This is a genomic window from Citrobacter sp. Cb028, assembly GCF_030336705.1.
Classification (GTDB): domain Bacteria; phylum Pseudomonadota; class Gammaproteobacteria; order Enterobacterales; family Enterobacteriaceae; genus Citrobacter; species Citrobacter braakii.
The window spans coordinates 287,078-304,086 of the sequence record NZ_JAOWCZ010000028.1; the positions used below are offsets into that span (position 1 = coordinate 287,078).

Here is a 17,009-nt window from a genome sequence, read left to right on the forward strand (position 1 = left end):
GATGAAAAACGTTGGCGACCTGATGAAACGTCTGCAAAAAATGATGCCGGCTAATGTCGAGCCAGCCTTTAAAACGGGCGAGGAGCTGCTGGCATGGCAAAAAGAGCAAGGTGAAATTCGCGCCGCAGCGCTGGCCCGTGAAAACCGAGCCATGAAAATGCAGCGCACATTCAACCGTTCCGGTATTCGTCCACTGCATCAGAACTGTTCGTTCGATAACTATCGGGTGGAATGCGAAGGTCAGATGAACGCCCTGAGCAAAGCTCGCCAGTACGTTGAAGAGTTTGACGGCAACATCGCCAGTTTTATTTTCTCTGGCAAGCCCGGCACCGGCAAAAACCATCTGGCCGCCGCTATCTGCAACGAACTGCTGCTGCGCGGCAAGTCGGTGCTGATTATCACCGTTGCGGACATTATGTCAGCCATGAAAGATACCTTCAGCAACCGTGAAACCAGCGAAGAACAGCTACTCAACGATCTCAGCAATGTCGATTTGCTGGTGATCGACGAAATCGGGGTGCAGACCGAATCCCGCTATGAAAAGGTGATCATCAACCAGATCGTCGATCGTCGCTCGTCCTCTAAACGGCCAACCGGTATGCTGACCAACCTGACCATGGATGAAATGAATAAACTTCTCGGCGAACGGGTCATGGATCGTATGCGCTTAGGCAATAGCTTATGGGTAAACTTCAACTGGGAAAGCTACCGTAGTCGGGTAACCGGTAAAGAGTATTAACGTATTAGGACCACTCCTAAGACTGCCGGCGCTATACTGCGCTGAAAAGGCATAACACGAGTTGCATATAATGATGAAAACAACCAAACGTCTGCTGTGCTGTGCGCTTGCCGCCAGCACGCTCATCTCGACCAGCGTTTTCGCCGCCTCCTGGCAGGATTCGCTCTCCAGCGCGGCCAGCGAACTGAGCAAACAAAGCTCCGGCTCGCAGGGCGGCTCGTCGCTCTCTTCCCTGACCAGTCTACTGAATGGCAGCAATCAGTCGCTGACCTCCAGCAGCATGAATAACGCCGCCGGAATCCTGGAATATTGCGCGAAACAGAAACTGGCCTCGGTCACCGACACGCAGAACGTCAAAAACCAGGTGCTGGATAAACTGGGCCTCAGTGCTCCGGAGCAGAAACAAGACACCAACTATATGGACGGCATTCAGGGGCTGCTCAACGCCAAAGATGGTCAACAACTGGACCTGAACACAATTGGCAACAGCTCGCTGGCGAAGCAGGTAAAAACCAAGGCCTGCGATCTGGTGTTAAAACAGGGTATGAACTTCATTTCCTGACGCACGACATGCCGCGTATACCCTGCGCGGCATCAACCTGCTCCCCATAAAATTCACACGTCAAATAATCAGTAAATCCCCCGCAAAAAACACGCATATCTAAACCAATTCTGAATAACAACGTAATTTAATGTCACTACAATTGCAGCAATGCAACATCGCTATTACATTGTGCTTTCCCAAAATCATTAGCCTGCCTGGCGTTTGCCCGGTTTACTGAGGATCGATCGTTGTCAGAACTCATCTCCATTACTCTGTTTCTCGCTTCAGTGCTGATTTACGCCTGGAAAGCGGGTCGCAACACCTGGTGGTTTGCTGCCACGTTAACGGTGCTGGGGATTTTTATTGTCTTGAATATCACGCTGTATGCCAGTGACTATTTCACCGGCGACGGTATCAATGACGCGGTTCTGTACACGCTGACCAATAGCCTGACCGGCGCGGGAATTGGAAAATATATCTTACCTGGCGTCGGGATTGCGCTGGCCCTGACGACCGTTTTTGTCGCTCTCGGCTGGATTCTGCGCCGCCGTCGCCATCATCCGCATCATGTGGGTTACAGTCTGCTGGCCCTGCTGCTGGCGCTGGCCTCCGTAGACGCCAGCCCGGCGTTTCACCAGATAACCGAACTGGTAAAGTCGCAGTCGCGCGATGGCGATCCGGATTTCCCAACCTATTATAAAGAGCCGTCAAAAACGATTCCCAACCCGAAGCTGAATCTGGTTTATATCTATGGCGAAAGCCTCGAGCGCACCTATTTTAACAACGACGCGTTCCCGGATCTGACCCCGGAACTCGGTGCGTTGAAAAACGAAGGTCTGGATTTCAGCAATACCATGCAACTTCCGGGTACCGATTACACCATCGCTGGCATGGTCGCCTCCCAGTGCGGTATTCCGCTGTTTGCGCCGTTTGAAGGCAACGCCTCGGCATCGGTCTCCAGCTTCTTCCCCAACAATATCTGTCTGGGCGATATCCTGAAAAACTCCGGCTATCAAAACTACTTTGTGCAGGGAGCCAACCTGCGCTTTGCCGGCAAAGACGTGTTCCTGAAATCTCACGGTTTTGATCATCTGTACGGTGCGGAAGAGTTAAAAAGCGTGGTTGCGGACCCAGCCTATCGCAACGACTGGGGCTTCTACGACGATACCGTGCTGGATGAAGCGTGGAAAAAATTCGAAGAGCTTTCGCGTTCAGGCCAGCGCTTTTCACTGTTTACGCTGACCGTGGATACCCATCATCCAGATGGATTTATCTCACGTAGCTGCAACCGTAAACGTTATGACATCGACGGGAAGGCCAACCAGTCCTTCAGCGCGGTCAGCTGCAGCCAGGAAAACATTGCCGAATTTATCAATAAGATCAAAGCCTCACCGTGGTTCAAAGATACCGTTATCGTGATTTCTTCCGATCATCTGGCGATGAACAACACCGCATGGAAGTATCTGAACAAGCAGGATCGCAACAACCTGTTCTTCGTGCTGCGCGGCGACCAGCCACAGCAGGAGACGCTGGCGGTGAAGCGTAACACGATGGATAACGGGGCAACGGTACTGGATATTCTCGGTGGCGATAACTTTATCGGTCTTGGCCGCAGCAGTTTGTCGAGCGAATCCGTGTCTGAAGTGTTCCTGAACATCAAAGAAAAAATGCTGGCGTGGAAGCCCGATATCATTCGCCTGTGGAATTTTCCGAAAGAGATGAAAGAGTTCACCGTCGACCAGGACAAAAACATGATCTCTTTCTCCGGCAGCCATTTCCGCCTGCCGTTGTTGCTGCGCGTATCGGACAAACGCGTCGAGCCGCTGCCGGAAAGCGAATACTCGGCCCCGCTGCGCTTCCAACTGGCAGATTTCGCGCCGCGAGATAACTTTGTCTGGGTTGATCGCTGCTACAAAATGGCGCAGCTATGGGCCCCGGAGCTGGCGCTCTCCACCGACTGGTGCGTATCGCAAGGCCAGTTAGGCGGACAGCAAATCGTGCAGCACGTCGACAAAGCCAAATGGAAAAGTAAAACCGTGTTTAAAGACACGGTGATCGACATGGAGCGCTACAAAGGTAACGTTGATACGCTGAAAATTGTCGATAACGACATTCGCTACAAAGCCGACAGCTTCGTCTTCAACGTGGCGGGCGCGCCGGAAGAGGTTAAACAGTTTAGCGGCATATCACGCCCCGAATCCTGGGGGCGCTGGTCCAATGCGCAGCTCAGCAAAGAGGTGACCATCGAGTACAAGGCCCCGCTGCCGAAGAAATTCGATCTGGTCATCACCGCGAAAGCCTTCGGCGACAACGCCAATCGTCCTATTCCCGTGCGAGTTGGCCACGAGGAACAGACGCTGGTGTTAGGCCATGATGTCACTACCACTACCTTGCATTTTGATAACCCGGCAGATGCCGATACGCTGGTGATTGTCCCGCCCGATCCGGTCGCCACCAACGAGGGCAATATTCTCGGCCACTCGCCGCGTAAGCTGGGGATCGGGATGGTTGAAATCAAAGTGGTCGCTCAGGGCTCGTAACATGAAATGGCTGATGGCGCTTCGCTTATCAGCCTTACAGCCAGCCGCATTTATTGTCTGAAAAAAAACAGCGCCCAACACCACACCGGGCGCTGCATGGCAACCTTATTCCAGACTTTTCACTGCCTGGCGCATCCCCTGCACCAGAATCATTTCCAGGTTTGCCGTCACCTGCCCGGCAAACCCGGGCAGTAACGTCAAATCTTCCCCCCAGTGCGCCGCATCGCCGAGCACAGTATCCACCAGTTCACGCAGCGTTAAATCTTTGCCAACTCGCGGCCACAGACTGGCATACAGGCTAACCCACTGCTCATCATCCTGTATCGGATAGCGTTCTCCCTCCCGCTCTGCGCGATAAAACGCCAGCAGCGCCGCGAGGGCGAACGTTAACCGCACGGGCCAGCGCCCATTTTGCTGGCCCGCCAGCAGTTGCGGCAAAATGCGGGTACGGAATTTGGTCATCCCGTTAAGCGCAATGGCAAGCAACTGGTGACGAATGTAGGGGTTTTGAAAACGCCCGCTCACCGCGTCGGCAAATTCACGCAGTTCATCCGCCGGGAGATCCAATACCGGTATAATTTCCTCGCTAACCGCCCGCTCGACAAAATGGCGGACATCGGCATCCTGCATCGCTTCGCCGACGGTCTCCAGACCACACAGCCAGGCCACCGGCACCAACGCCGTATGCGCGCCATTGAGAATGGCGACCTTACGCTCTTTGTACGGTTTAATATCGCTCACTACCCGAATGTTCAGCGGGCACTGCGCCAGATTCAGCTCCTCGGCCAGCCACTGCGGCCCCTGAATCACAAACAGGTAAAAATGCTCCGCGGTATCGAGAAACGCATCGTGATAGCCAAGCGTAGCTTCCAGCGCGGCGGCTTCTTCTCGCGGGTAGCCGGTGACAATGCGGTCGACCAGCGTGGAACAGAAGGTGTTTGCCGTCGCCACCCAGTCGGCAAACGCCGGGGGAAGCTGCCAGTCCTGCGCATACTGCAGTACCAGCGTTTTGAGCGCCTCACCGTTATAGTCGATAAGCTCGCACGGGATAATGACCCAGCCCTTATCCACTGCACCCTCAAAATGATTAAAACGCTCCAGCAGCAGACGTGTCAGTTTAGCCGGAAAGCTTACCGGTGGCGCATCATCGACCCGGTCTGCCGCGTGATAGCTAATTCCGGCTTCGGTGGTATTCGAAAACACAAAGCGAATATCCGCATTGTGGGCCAGCGCCAGATACGCCGCGAAGTCCTGATACGGATTGATTTCGTTATTCACCGAACGGATCAGCCGCGCCTCGCTCACCGCTTCGCCCTGCGCGTTTAGACCGCGAATAAGCGTGGTATACAGCCCGTCCTGGGTATTCAGCGACGGTGGAAAATCGCTATTGATCGGGCGAACGATGGTCACGCCAGCGTTCAGAAAGGTTTGCTCGTTGAGGATATCCAGTTGCCAGTCGACAAACGCCCGCAGGAAATTCCCTTCACCAAACTGGATCACGCGCGTTGGGTAACTGGCACCCGGAAAATCACGTCGATTCAATGTCTTCATCACATTTACCCTCTCAGAACGTGATCACGCCTTTAATCAGTTCACGGTTGTTAATCACATCCCGTTCGTAGATTTCCGCCAGTGTGGCAAATGCGTAACGGTGCGTGAGCATCATGTCGGCGGTCAGTTTGCCTTCCGACATCAGGCGGCCCACTTTGGCAAAATCTTCCGGTGTGGCGTTGCGACTGCCCATCATGGTGGTCTCTTTCTTGTGGAACTCCGGATCGGAGAACTGCAAATCGCCTTTGAATAGCCCAACGAAAACAATGCTGCCGCCATGGCGAATCAAATTCACCGTGTTGTTCATCGCATGCTGATTGCCCGTGGCATCAATGACCTTTTGCGCCAGCGAACCGCCAAACTGGTCACGCAGTTGCGCATCAAAATCTTCAGCAGACGGATCGATAACCGGGAGCCCCAACCGGGAAACCACATGCTCCCGGCGAGCCGGACTGGTATCGGCGACCACCACCTGTGCGCCATCGGCTTTGGCAATCGCCGCCGCGCCCAGACCAATCGGACCGGCACCAACCACCAGCACCTGCTCACCCGGAGCCACCGCCGCCCGGCGTACCGCATGCGCGCTAATGGCATAAGGCTCAATCAGCGCCGCCGCCTGCGGATCAATTCCCTGCGCATCCAACAGGTTGGTGACCGGTACGGACAGGTATTCGCTGAAGCCGCCATCCTGATGCACGCCAATCACCGAAATCTTCTCGCAGCAGTTAGTGCGCCCGCTCAGACAGGCCGGACACTGCTGGCAGGCCACGTAAGGAATAACCGCCACCTGCTGACCATTTTTCAGATTCTGTATATTTTTGCCCAGCCCGACAATTTCCCCACATATTTCATGCCCCAGTACACGTGGATAGCTGAAAAATGGCTGATTGCCACCCCAGGCATGAATATCGGTACCGCAAATCCCGACTGATTTAATTTTTATTAATGCTTCACCCTCACCCGGAATAGGTATTTCACGCTCTTTCCAGACTAATTTTTTAGGTTCCTGGCAAATCAACGTATTCATCGTAGACATGATTCTGCTCTCCTGTTTTTTTGTTGCCTCAGATATCAACGAAAATAAAAAATCCGGAGAAAGCAGAAACACAATCTGTGAATCCCAGCGCATAAAAATGTTTTAAATCGGGTTTTAATACGCAAAAAGGAGAAGCCATGAGCCGTTCACAGAACTTACGCCACAATGTGATTAACCAGATAATCGATGATATGGCGCGTGGTCATATCCCTTCCCCCCTCCCGTCGCAAAGCGCGCTGGCGGAGATGTACAACATCAGCCGCACCACCGTGCGCCATATGCTGAGCCACTTAGGCGAGTGCGGCGTGCTGACCCAGGTCGGCAGCCACTATGTCATCGTACGTAAACCCGACCATGACGACGGTTTTGCCTGTACCACCGCCTCCATGACTGAGCAAAACCGGATTTTTGAGCAGGCTTTTTTCACCATGATCAACCAGCGTCAGCTACGCGCAGGGGAGAGTTTCTCCGAACTTCAGCTTGCCAGAGCTGCAGGGGTCAGCCCGGTGGTGGTGAGAGAATATCTTTTAAAATTCGAACGTTACAATCTGATCAAAAACGAAAAACGCGGCCATTGGAGCATGAAGCAGTTCGATCAGGCCTATGCGGAACAGCTGTTTGAACTCAGAGAGATGCTGGAAACCCATTCCCTGCAGCATTTTCTCAATCTGCCCGACGATGACCCGCGCTGGCTGCAGGCTAAAACACTGCTGGAGCGCCACCGGGTCCTGCGCGACAGCATCGGCAGCAGCTTTCGTATGTTCTCGCAGTTAGACCGTGAGTTTCATGCTTTACTGCTCTCCGCAGCAGATAATATATTTTTTAATCAATCACTTGAAATCATCTCCGTGATTTTCCACTTTCATTATCAGTGGGATGAAAGCGACCTCAAGCAGCGCAATATCATTGCCATTGATGAGCATATGACCATCCTCAGCGCACTGATTTGCCGCAGCGACCTGGATGCCACCCTGGCGCTCTGTAACCATTTGAATTCAGCCAAACAATCGATGATTCGCTCCATCAACCAAAGCCATAGCGCCGCTCATTAAGTACCGATAAAAAACAGCAAACCATTACCGGGAGCACGATTTTATAAAAATAAAAACGCCGGAAAAATACCGCTTGCCTATGCTCACGCTAAGTCGACTGCATTAAAAACTTTTGTGAGCGGTGATGAGCAAATTGATTCATCACTGGTATTTTTTCAATACTGCACAGCCCGGCTGTGTGAAAATAAATTATTGAGGTTCAGGAGTCCGGCGTGGAAAAAAATAATATTACCCTCGACCCGAGTTCTTCGTTTGGCACGTCGTCATCTGCGGATATTAACGTTCCGCCTGAGGGCATGGTGCAACGCAGTAGCCGAATAAAACGTATTCAGACCACAGCAATGATTTTATTATTTTTTGCTGCGGTGATTAATTATCTCGACCGCAGTTCACTGTCGGTCGCCAACTTAACGATTCGTGAAGAACTGGGGCTGAGCGCCACGCAAATCGGCGTACTGCTGTCAGTGTTTTCTCTCGCTTACGGTATTGCACAGCTGCCCTGCGGCCCGCTGCTGGATCGCAAAGGTCCGCGCATTATGCTGGGGCTGGGGATGTTCTTCTGGTCGCTGTTTCAGGCGATGTCTGGCATGGTTCACAGTTTCACTCAGTTTGTTCTCGTGCGTATCGGGATGGGGATCGGCGAAGCGCCCATGAACCCGTGCGGCGTAAAGGTCATCAACGACTGGTTTAACATCAAAGAGCGCGGTCGCCCAATGGGGTTATTCAACGCCGCTTCCACCATCGGTGTTGCCATTAGCCCGCCGATTCTGGCTGCCATGATGCTGGTGATGGGCTGGCGTTGGATGTTTATTACCATCGGCGTGCTGGGTATTTTCCTCGCCATCGGCTGGTACATGTTGTATCGCAACCGCGAGCAGATTGCGCTGAGCGCTACTGAACAAGCGTATCTGAACGCCGGTAGCGTCAATGCCCGCCGCGATCCGCTGAGCTTTGCCGAATGGCGCAGCCTGTTCCGCAACCGCACTATGTGGGGCATGATGCTGGGCTTTAGCGGCATCAACTACACCGCGTGGTTATATCTGGCGTGGCTGCCAGGCTACCTGCAAACCTCCTACAACCTGGATTTAAAAAGCACCGGATTAATGGCGGCGATCCCATTCCTGTTTGGCGCAGCCGGCATGTTAATTAACGGTTTTGTTACCGACTGGCTGGTGAAAGGCGGTATGGCACCGATTAAGAGCCGTAAGATTTGTATTATCGCCGGGATGTTCTGTTCTGCGGCCTTCACTTTCATCGTGCCGCAGGCCACAACGTCGATGGCCGCCGTATTACTGATCGGTATGGCGCTGTTCTGTATCCACTTCGCCGGCACCTCGTGCTGGGGTCTGATCCACGTAGCCGTCGCCTCACGCATGACCGCCTCCGTGGGCAGTATCCAGAACTTTGCCAGCTTTATCTGCGCGTCGTTTGCACCAATCGTCACCGGATTTATTGTTGATACCACCAACTCTTTCCGTCTGGCGCTAATCATCTGTGGCTGCGTCACCATGGTGGGAGCCCTCGCCTACATCTTCCTGGTGCGCCAACCCATCAGCGATCCGCGTAAAGATTAATCCTCATGATGCCCGATAACACCGCGCTTATCGGGCATGTTATGCTCGACAAATGAACATCACCTTACGCTCCACCACTCTGGCAGAAACTGCCGCTCTTCCCGCCATCGAACGATCTGCGGGGCAACGTTTTTTACTCATCCCCGAACTGGCGTGGATTGCTGACGACCAGATTATATCGGTTGACCAGCATCGGGCATTTGCCGCTGCTGGCATGAGCTGGCTGGCGCAGGTCGACGAGCATCCGGTCGGTTTTTTAGTTGCCGAAACACTGGGGTCATCGCTGTTTATTGCTGAACTTTCACTGCATCTGGAGTGGCAGGGAAAAGGTATTGGTCGCAGATTGATTGGCTATGTTGCCGAACAGGCGCGCGAGAAAGGTTATACATCGCTCACGCTGACCACCTTCCGTGATGTGCCGTGGAATGCGCCATTGTACGCACGATTGGGGTTTGAAATGCTGGCTGACGAGACGCTTCCTGCACTGCTGCGCCAGAAAAGAGAAGACGAAGCGGCGCACGGGCAGACGTACGAACTACGCTGCGCCATGCGCCTGATGCTGCGTTAATTGCCCGCGGGCGACTACGCCTTATCGGGCATTACCAACTTAGAACGTTTCCCAGTTATCCCCGGCATCCGTTACCGCAGCTTTTCGCGGCTGGACCGTTGAAACCGGTTTAGCGGCAGCAACGTCACGCGCGCGCTGTTGGTCATGCTGAATACGGAACACGGCAACGGCCTGGGTCAGGCGGCTGGCCTGCTCTTCCAGCGCCGCAGCGGCGGCGGCGGATTCTTCCACCAGCGAGGCGTTCTGCTGCGTCACACGATCCATCTCAGCAACGGCCAGACCGACCTGGTCGATACCGCGGCTCTGTTCATCAGAAGCAGAGGCGATTTCACCCATGATATCGGTCACGCGGGTTACCGCATTGACGATCTCATCCATGGTTTCACCAGCGCTTTCTACCAGCGTTGAACCCACATCCACACGGCTGACCGAGTCTTCAATCAGGCTCTTGATCTCGCGCGCGGCCTGCGCACTACGCTGGGCCAGGTTACGAACTTCACCCGCAACCACCGCAAAACCACGGCCCTGCTCGCCCGCACGCGCAGCTTCTACCGCGGCGTTGAGCGCCAGAATGTTGGTCTGGAAGGCAATGCCGTCGATGACGCTGATAATGTCGGCGATTTTCTGCGAACTGGAAGCGATGTCGCGCATGGTTTGCACCACGTTATCCACCACTTTGCCGCCTTTTTGCGCGGTTTCAGAAGCGCTTAGGGCCAGATGGCTGGCCTGACGCGCGTTTTCGGCGTTCTGCTTCACGGTCGCCGTCAGCTGTTCCATGCTGGCTGCGGTTTCTTCCAGAGATGCAGCCTGCTGCTCGGTACGCGAGGAGAGATCGTTGTTGCCCATCGCAATCTCGCTGGCCCCGCTGTAAATCGCGTTGGCACCGTTACGCACATCACCCACGGTGTTCATCAGCTCACCCTGCATGTGACGCAGACTTTCCGCCAGTTGGCCAATCTCGTTGGAACCTTCCACCTCAATACGCTTCACCAGGTCGCCGCTGGCGATATGACGAATGCTGTCGATCAGACGGTTCATTGGGGAGATAAGAGTCAGTTTGATGCCGAACCAGACCGCAATAATTGCCGCCAGTACGGTAATCAGTACACAGACCAATACCCACATCGCCTGGCTGTAAGAGCTGTTGTTATCTGCCACTGCTATGTCATACAGGCGATCGTTCTGCTGCATGTAGTTGATGTATGTCTTCTCAAAACCATCCTGATAGCTTTGCGTGGGTTGATCAAAGAACGCATTGATCTTCCCGTCACCCAGTAACTGGATCAGCTCCGCCAGCGCGCCGTGATAGATGTCATAGGTGCGGTTGATCTCCTGGAACGCGGCTTCACTTTGACGCGGATCGCGCGGGAGCGACTCGTAAATCGCCCAGTTTTTTTCCGTCAGTTTCAGCGCTGTGCTGGCTACCTGCATCAGCTCAGCAACGGTCGCACCGCTGCCGATATTGCTCTGATCCATCATGTAGCGAATACCCGCCCGGTTCAGGGTATTACGCGTTTGCAGCAGCTCAACCCAGGTGGCGTTAAGCGCAGACTGTTGCTGGCGAATGGTTTGCAGAACGGTAAAGTTCTCTTTGTCATTCTTAAGTGAGTTAAAAAACAAGCCGCCCGAGGCGAGCTGTAAAAGGCCAAATAGCGCCAATACCAGCAGTAAGCTGGTAACAATCTTCATACGTTTTAACATGTTTTCTCTTTCCGCTAGACAGATGTCAGAATTTTCGGCCTGGAAAGGGAAAACTTTATGAAATTTGTGCTAGTTGAATCGATCTCAGCATCGACGATTCGTCGATCCACGCCGTCTGCCAAAGCGCTAAGCGGGTTTATTAGTGATCTCAATCACATAAATATACCCGTTAGTCCCCATTGCTTACCGCTCACTGACACTTGGGACCGCTTAAGCTGACATACAACCGCTCACTTATTTACCTTACTTTACGCGCGTATTTCTCTGGCAAGATCCCCCCAACATAGCAGTCAAATTACCTCCTCAAACACAAGATCAAACCCACGCGGCTTCGGCCAATTATTAATTAGATACCAGGTTTTACTATGGATACGAAAAAGATATTCAAGCACATACCCTGGGTGATTCTCGGAATCATCGGTGCATTCTGCCTCTCGGTAGTGGCATTACGTCGGGGTGAGCACATCAGTGCCCTGTGGATCGTGGTCGCCTCAGTTTCTGTTTATCTGGTGGCCTATCGTTACTACAGTCTGTACATCGCCCAAAAGGTGATGAAACTTGACCCGACGCGTGCCACGCCGGCGGTCATCAACAATGACGGTCTGAACTACGTTCCAACCAACCGTAACGTCTTGTTTGGCCACCACTTTGCCGCTATCGCAGGTGCGGGTCCGCTGGTTGGGCCGGTACTGGCCGCGCAGATGGGCTATCTGCCCGGTACGCTGTGGCTGCTGGCGGGTGTCGTGCTGGCCGGTGCGGTGCAGGACTTCATGGTGCTGTTTATCTCTTCACGCCGTAACGGCGCATCTCTGGGTGAGATGATCAAAGAAGAGATGGGCCCGATCCCGGGAACCATTGCGCTGTTCGGCTGCTTCTTAATCATGATCATCATCCTTGCGGTACTGGCGCTGATCGTGGTGAAAGCGCTGGCTGAAAGCCCGTGGGGTGTATTCACCGTCTGCTCAACCGTACCTATCGCGCTATTCATGGGGATCTACATGCGATTCCTGCGACCGGGTCGTGTGGGCGAAGTGTCAGTGATTGGTATTGTGCTGCTGGTTGCGTCTATCTACTTCGGCGGCGTGATTGCTCACGACCCGTACTGGGGCCCGGCGCTGACCTTTAAAGACACCACCATTACCTTTACCCTGATCGGCTATGCGTTTATCTCTGCGCTGCTGCCGGTATGGCTGATCCTCGCGCCGCGCGACTATCTGGCTACCTTCCTGAAAATCGGCGTTATCGTCGGTCTGGCGGTGGGGATTGTTATCCTCAACCCGGAACTGAAAATGCCGGCAATGACTCAGTACGTTGATGGTACTGGTCCGCTGTGGAAAGGCGCTCTGTTCCCGTTCCTGTTCATCACCATCGCGTGTGGTGCGGTCTCTGGCTTCCACGCGCTGATCGCTTCTGGTACCACACCGAAGCTGCTGGCCTGTGAAACCGACGCGCGCTTTATCGGTTACGGCGCCATGCTGATGGAATCCTTCGTGGCGATTATGGCGCTGGTTGCCGCGTCCATTATCGAACCGGGTCTGTACTTCGCAATGAACACCCCGCCAGCAGGCCTTGGCATCACCATGCCGAACCTGCATGAAATGAGCGGCGAGAACGCCCCGCTGATTATGGCGCAGTTGAAAGACGTAACCGCACATGCGGCGGCGACCGTCAGCTCCTGGGGCTTCGTCATTTCGCCTGAGCAGATCCTGCAGACCGCGAAAGACATCGGTGAACCGTCCGTTCTGAACCGCGCAGGTGGCGCGCCGACGCTGGCCGTTGGTATCGCTCACGTGTTCCACAAAGTGCTGCCGATGGCTGATATGGGCTTCTGGTACCACTTCGGTATTCTGTTTGAAGCGCTGTTCATCCTGACCGCGCTGGATGCCGGTACCCGTTCTGGCCGCTTTATGCTGCAGGATTTACTGGGTAACTTCGTTCCGTTCCTGAAAAAAACCGACTCTCTGGTTGCGGGCATCATCGGTACTGCGGGCTGCGTAGGCCTGTGGGGTTACCTGCTGTACCAAGGTGTTGTTGACCCGCTGGGCGGCGTTAAGAGCCTGTGGCCGCTGTTCGGTATCTCTAACCAGATGCTGGCTGCCGTGGCACTGGTTCTGGGCACCGTGGTACTGGTTAAAATGCAGCGCACCAAATACATCTGGGTTACCGTTGTTCCGGCAGTATGGCTGCTTATCTGCACCACCTGGGCGCTGGGTCTGAAACTGTTCAGCACCAACCCGCAGATGGAAGGCTTCTTCTTCATGGCGAATCAGTACAAAGAGAAGATTGCTAACGGCGGCGAACTGACCGCTCAGCAGATTGCCAACATGAACCACATCGTCGTCAACAACTACACCAACGCAGGCCTGAGTATTCTGTTCCTGGTGGTGGTGTACAGCATCATTTTCTACGGGTTCCGTACCTGGCAGAAAGCCCGCGCCATCAACGGTCGCTCTGATAAAGAGACGCCGTATGTACCGGTACCGGAAGGCGGCGTGAAGACCTCTTCACATCACTAACCGTATTCAGCCCCGCTTCGGCGGGGCTTTTCGCTTATCAGGATTGTTTATGTTTGGTACTTTAGGTCAGGCAAAAAAATACCTCGGTCAGGCGGCAAAGATGCTGATTGGCATTCCGGACTACGACAACTACGTCGAGCACATGAAGACCAACCATCCCGATAAGCCGTACATGACCTACGAAGAATTCTTCCGCGAGCGCCAGGAAGCCCGCTACGGTAGCGGCGGAAGCAGTTGCTGTTAGAAGGAGAAATGAATGACCCCGATTGCAGTTACCCTACTCACCGGTTTTCTTGGCGCGGGTAAAACCACCCTGCTGCGCCATATTCTCAACGAGCAGCACGGCTATAAGATTGCCGTTATCGAAAACGAATTCGGCGAAGTCTCGGTGGACGATCAGCTAATTGGCGACCGCGCCACGCAGATCAAAACCCTGACCAACGGCTGCATTTGCTGTACACGCTCCAGTGAGCTGGAAGACGCACTGTTAGATCTGCTCGACAACCTCGACAAAGGCGCCATCCATTTCGACCGTTTGGTGATCGAGTGCACCGGCATGGCCGACCCCGGCCCGATTATTCAGACCTTTTTCTCCCATGAAGTGATTTGCGAACGCTACCTGTTAGACGGTGTGATTGCGCTGGTTGACGCGGTACATGCCGACGAGCAGATGAACCAGTTCACCATAGCCCAGTCGCAGGTGGGCTACGCTGACCGCATCCTGCTGACCAAAACCGACGTGGCGGGTGAAAGCGAGAAACTGCGTGAGCGCCTGGCGCGCATCAACGCCCGCGCCCCGGTGTATACCGTCACGCATGGTGATATCGACCTCTCCCTGCTGTTCGATACCAACGGTTTCATGCTCGAGGAGAACGTGGTCAGCGCCAAACCGCGCTTCCACTTTATCGCCGACAAGCAAAACGATATCTCCTCGATCGTCGTCGAGCTGGATTACCCGGTAAACATCAGTGACGTGTCGCGGGTAATGGAAAATCTGCTGCTGGAATCCGCCGAGAAGTTGCTGCGCTACAAAGGCATGCTGTGGATTGAAGACGAGCCAAACCGCCTGCTGTTCCAGGGCGTTCAGCGTCTGTACAGCGCCGACTGGGACCGCCCGTGGAGCGACGAACAACCGCACAGCCTGCTGGTGTTTATCGGCATTAACCTGCCGGAAGACGAGATCCGAGCCGCGTTTGCGGGGTTGAAGAAGTAACCCTCATTCTGGATTGCCCGATGGCACTCATCGGGCATCAACTCACTATTTCTTATTTTGCTCGCGCAGCATCGCTTCGCGCAAAATGGCATTAAGGCGCAGCCGCCATCCGACACTCATCCCCTACTCAATCGGTAATCACAAACCGCAACACTGCACAACAGTTCAGAATCCTTCGCACCAGAAAAAACATCGGCAGCATTGTCACCTTACGGGAAGACGGCATCTACGTTAATATCGACCTGAACCGCATTTACTCAGGAAGATCCGTCAGCGTATTTACGTCGAGCGGAATAGTGCTCTTACCTTTGAAAGGATGCGCAACCTCTCCTTGGCCTGTCAGGTCACGATGCATTGTTGGTTTTGCAATTACCGTCTGCTTTTGTGCCGCAGGCTTCACAGACGGCGGCCTTTCCGCAGTAGTATCCAGTACAGAGGGTTCATGCAACGGTGTGGAGGCCTCTACTGCCGGAATAAACAATGGGTTAAACGCGATAAATCCACTAACACTGCTGCTTATCGCACTGTAGCCAATGGCTATCGGATGTGGGAATGTTTGTACCATTGAAACTCCCATACTGGAAACGCTGGTGACGGTTCCCGAAGCTCCGGGGGCAGAAGGTGTCATTGACTGCGCCAGTTGATACATAGATTTTTGCAGAGCAGCAAGCTGGGCCTGTAACGACTGCCCATTTTGGTTCTCTGGTGCAGAGCCACTGGAGCCTCCACTGCTGCTACTGGCACCGACAGAGGGTTTAATTTTCACCAGTTCGTTTTCAATATCCTGTGCTTGTTTTGATAATTCTACCAGCCTGGCAACCGTTGCCGAGCCCTGCATGCTAAATCCTTTATCAGACGTGATTGAAACATTAATACGTCTGGTATAATAGACATCTGTTACAAAAACAATACCCGGTTTTAGATCTCTATATTGTGAATTACGCGAACGCAACCCATTAATTCTGGCGTTCATCACCTCTTGCAGATAATAAAGATCGTAAATATTATTAATTGATAATGAATGTCGATACTCACGATACTTTTGCAAAGCACGCCGCAGATCGATGCTGATCATTTCAGCATTAGGTACCGAATATGAGACAGTATAATTCGCTTTTCCTCCGGCCTCACCAGTTATGCCCCATGCTCCTGTCGGAACATTGATACCTAAAGCCCCTTCAGTTGAGGACGCAAATGTAAAACCAGGAAATGCCACAACACCATTAATACGCTTTTTGCTTTCGGGATAGGGGTAGAAAGGTTCAGGTATGCTCTTTCCTCCCTTGCCATCAGACATTGTTCCCGTCAGCGGCAATTCTATGACCTGCTGTTCATTACTCAGTTCTTTGCTCATATCTACGTGATCGTAGCGCAACGGTCTGATCATATAATACTCTGCAGGTAAGCGATTTATCGTTTTGTCGCCAGCAATCGGGACAATATAAATATCTCCGGGGAAGAAGCGTTCCCTTGGTGGATATAGCGGATAAATCCCCAACTGGCTGGTATTTTTTGACCACTCTTGCGCTACCACTCCCGGTTTATTACTAGTACAACTCGCCGCCATCATTACGGCACCAGACATCAATACAAAATATAAACCCCGCGTAATTTTTATTTTCATTTCCGCATTCCCCCTACGACTCTAAGGTAAGGTTAAGCGTTGAATAAACCCTTTTATGTCATAAGATCGTCTTGTCTTATTCTGGTAAATCATTCGCAAGTGGTATTTTTTAATGAGCAGGTTGAAAAAACATCTCAACCCGCTCCAGACATCTGTAAATTAGCAACGATTCACTCCACCTGATCGCGTCGCAGCCCGACGTCCCGCAGCCGCTCATTACTCATCTGTTGCAATACGCGCCGCGTTTGCGCCCGTAACCGCCACCCCTTATATGCCCGCCAGATCAGAACAAACCCAATAAATGGCTGCTTTGCTTTATTCTCATGAAATTCCATACCTTGCCTCCCCGCC

14 protein-coding genes are annotated in these 17,009 nt (G+C 53.2%); 9 read left to right on the plus strand and 5 right to left on the minus strand.

Features of this window, described 5'->3' with window-relative positions; genetic code table 11:
* The first annotated feature begins 1 nt into the window (after position 1).
* The 3 genes from dnaC to opgB all read left to right on the plus strand — a co-directional run bounded on the left by dnaC (position 2) and on the right by opgB (position 3,823).
* Entirely contained in the window at positions 2-739 is a 738-nt protein-coding gene (gene dnaC, locus OGV75_RS06195) for a replicative helicase loader DnaC (RefSeq protein ID WP_101700348.1), read from the plus strand.
* 70 nt (positions 740-809) lie between these two features.
* Positions 810-1,301, plus strand: a complete 492-nt coding sequence (locus tag OGV75_RS06200) for a YjjA family protein (protein WP_016151586.1) — start codon at positions 810-812, stop codon at positions 1,299-1,301.
* A gap of 230 nt (positions 1,302-1,531) precedes the next feature.
* Positions 1,532-3,823 (plus strand): phosphatidylglycerol--membrane-oligosaccharide glycerophosphotransferase, encoded by a 2,292-nt coding sequence (gene opgB / locus OGV75_RS06205; protein WP_200013931.1) that lies wholly within the window; start codon positions 1,532-1,534, stop codon positions 3,821-3,823.
* A gap of 105 nt (positions 3,824-3,928) precedes the next feature.
* On the opposite strand, the gene OGV75_RS06210 is transcribed toward opgB, so the two are convergent.
* Together OGV75_RS06210 and OGV75_RS06215 are read right to left on the minus strand one after the other, a co-directional pair.
* Positions 3,929-5,374, minus strand: a complete 1,446-nt coding sequence (locus tag OGV75_RS06210) for a tagaturonate reductase (protein WP_286480439.1) — start codon at positions 5,372-5,374, stop codon at positions 3,929-3,931.
* Positions 5,375-5,387: 13 nt separating this feature from the next.
* Positions 5,388-6,410, minus strand: coding sequence for a zinc-binding alcohol dehydrogenase family protein (locus OGV75_RS06215; protein ID WP_019078308.1), 1,023 nt, complete (start codon positions 6,408-6,410; stop codon positions 5,388-5,390).
* Positions 6,411-6,547: 137 nt separating this feature from the next.
* Between OGV75_RS06215 and OGV75_RS06220 the strand changes: the two genes are divergently transcribed.
* The 3 genes from OGV75_RS06220 to OGV75_RS06230 all read left to right on the plus strand — a co-directional run bounded on the left by OGV75_RS06220 (position 6,548) and on the right by OGV75_RS06230 (position 9,604).
* Complete coding sequence (locus OGV75_RS06220; protein WP_016151582.1) at positions 6,548-7,462, plus strand: GntR family transcriptional regulator; 915 nt, start codon at positions 6,548-6,550, stop codon at positions 7,460-7,462.
* A gap of 212 nt (positions 7,463-7,674) precedes the next feature.
* Positions 7,675-9,036: an MFS transporter gene (locus tag OGV75_RS06225; protein WP_016155619.1), complete on the plus strand. Its 1,362-nt coding sequence runs from the start codon at positions 7,675-7,677 to the stop codon at positions 9,034-9,036.
* Positions 9,037-9,088: 52 nt separating this feature from the next.
* The gene (locus OGV75_RS06230) at positions 9,089-9,604 is read left to right on the plus strand and encodes a GNAT family N-acetyltransferase (protein ID WP_047358387.1); all 516 of its coding nucleotides are present in this window, start codon (positions 9,089-9,091) and stop codon (positions 9,602-9,604) included.
* Positions 9,605-9,643: 39 nt separating this feature from the next.
* Here OGV75_RS06230 and tsr read toward each other — a convergent pair whose 3' ends face one another.
* Complete coding sequence (gene tsr, locus OGV75_RS06235; protein WP_016155617.1) at positions 9,644-11,305, minus strand: methyl-accepting chemotaxis protein; 1,662 nt, start codon at positions 11,303-11,305, stop codon at positions 9,644-9,646.
* Between the two features lie 365 nt (positions 11,306-11,670).
* Here tsr and btsT point away from each other — a divergent pair, with 365 nt between their 5' ends.
* From btsT to yjiA, 3 genes are read left to right on the plus strand one after another with little or no spacing between them, the layout of a single operon-like run.
* Positions 11,671-13,821, plus strand: a complete 2,151-nt coding sequence (gene btsT, locus OGV75_RS06240; RefSeq protein ID WP_003830033.1) for a pyruvate/proton symporter BtsT — start codon at positions 11,671-11,673, stop codon at positions 13,819-13,821.
* 49 nt (positions 13,822-13,870) lie between these two features.
* Complete coding sequence (locus OGV75_RS06245) at positions 13,871-14,065, plus strand: YbdD/YjiX family protein (RefSeq protein WP_003830038.1); 195 nt, start codon at positions 13,871-13,873, stop codon at positions 14,063-14,065.
* Positions 14,066-14,077: 12 nt separating this feature from the next.
* Positions 14,078-15,034: a GTPase gene (yjiA, locus tag OGV75_RS06250; protein ID WP_206165038.1), complete on the plus strand. Its 957-nt coding sequence runs from the start codon at positions 14,078-14,080 to the stop codon at positions 15,032-15,034.
* 253 nt (positions 15,035-15,287) lie between these two features.
* Here the strand turns inward: yjiA and OGV75_RS06255 are convergent, their stop codons facing one another.
* Positions 15,288-16,658 carry a hypothetical protein gene (locus OGV75_RS06255; protein ID WP_065554586.1) on the minus strand — a complete coding sequence of 457 codons (1,371 nt, stop codon included), beginning with the start codon at positions 16,656-16,658 and terminating at the stop codon, positions 15,288-15,290.
* Between the two features lie 170 nt (positions 16,659-16,828).
* Positions 16,829-16,993 (minus strand): DUF1127 domain-containing protein, encoded by a 165-nt coding sequence (locus OGV75_RS06260; protein WP_080859414.1) that lies wholly within the window; start codon positions 16,991-16,993, stop codon positions 16,829-16,831.
* Between the last annotated feature and the right edge of the window lie 16 nt (positions 16,994-17,009).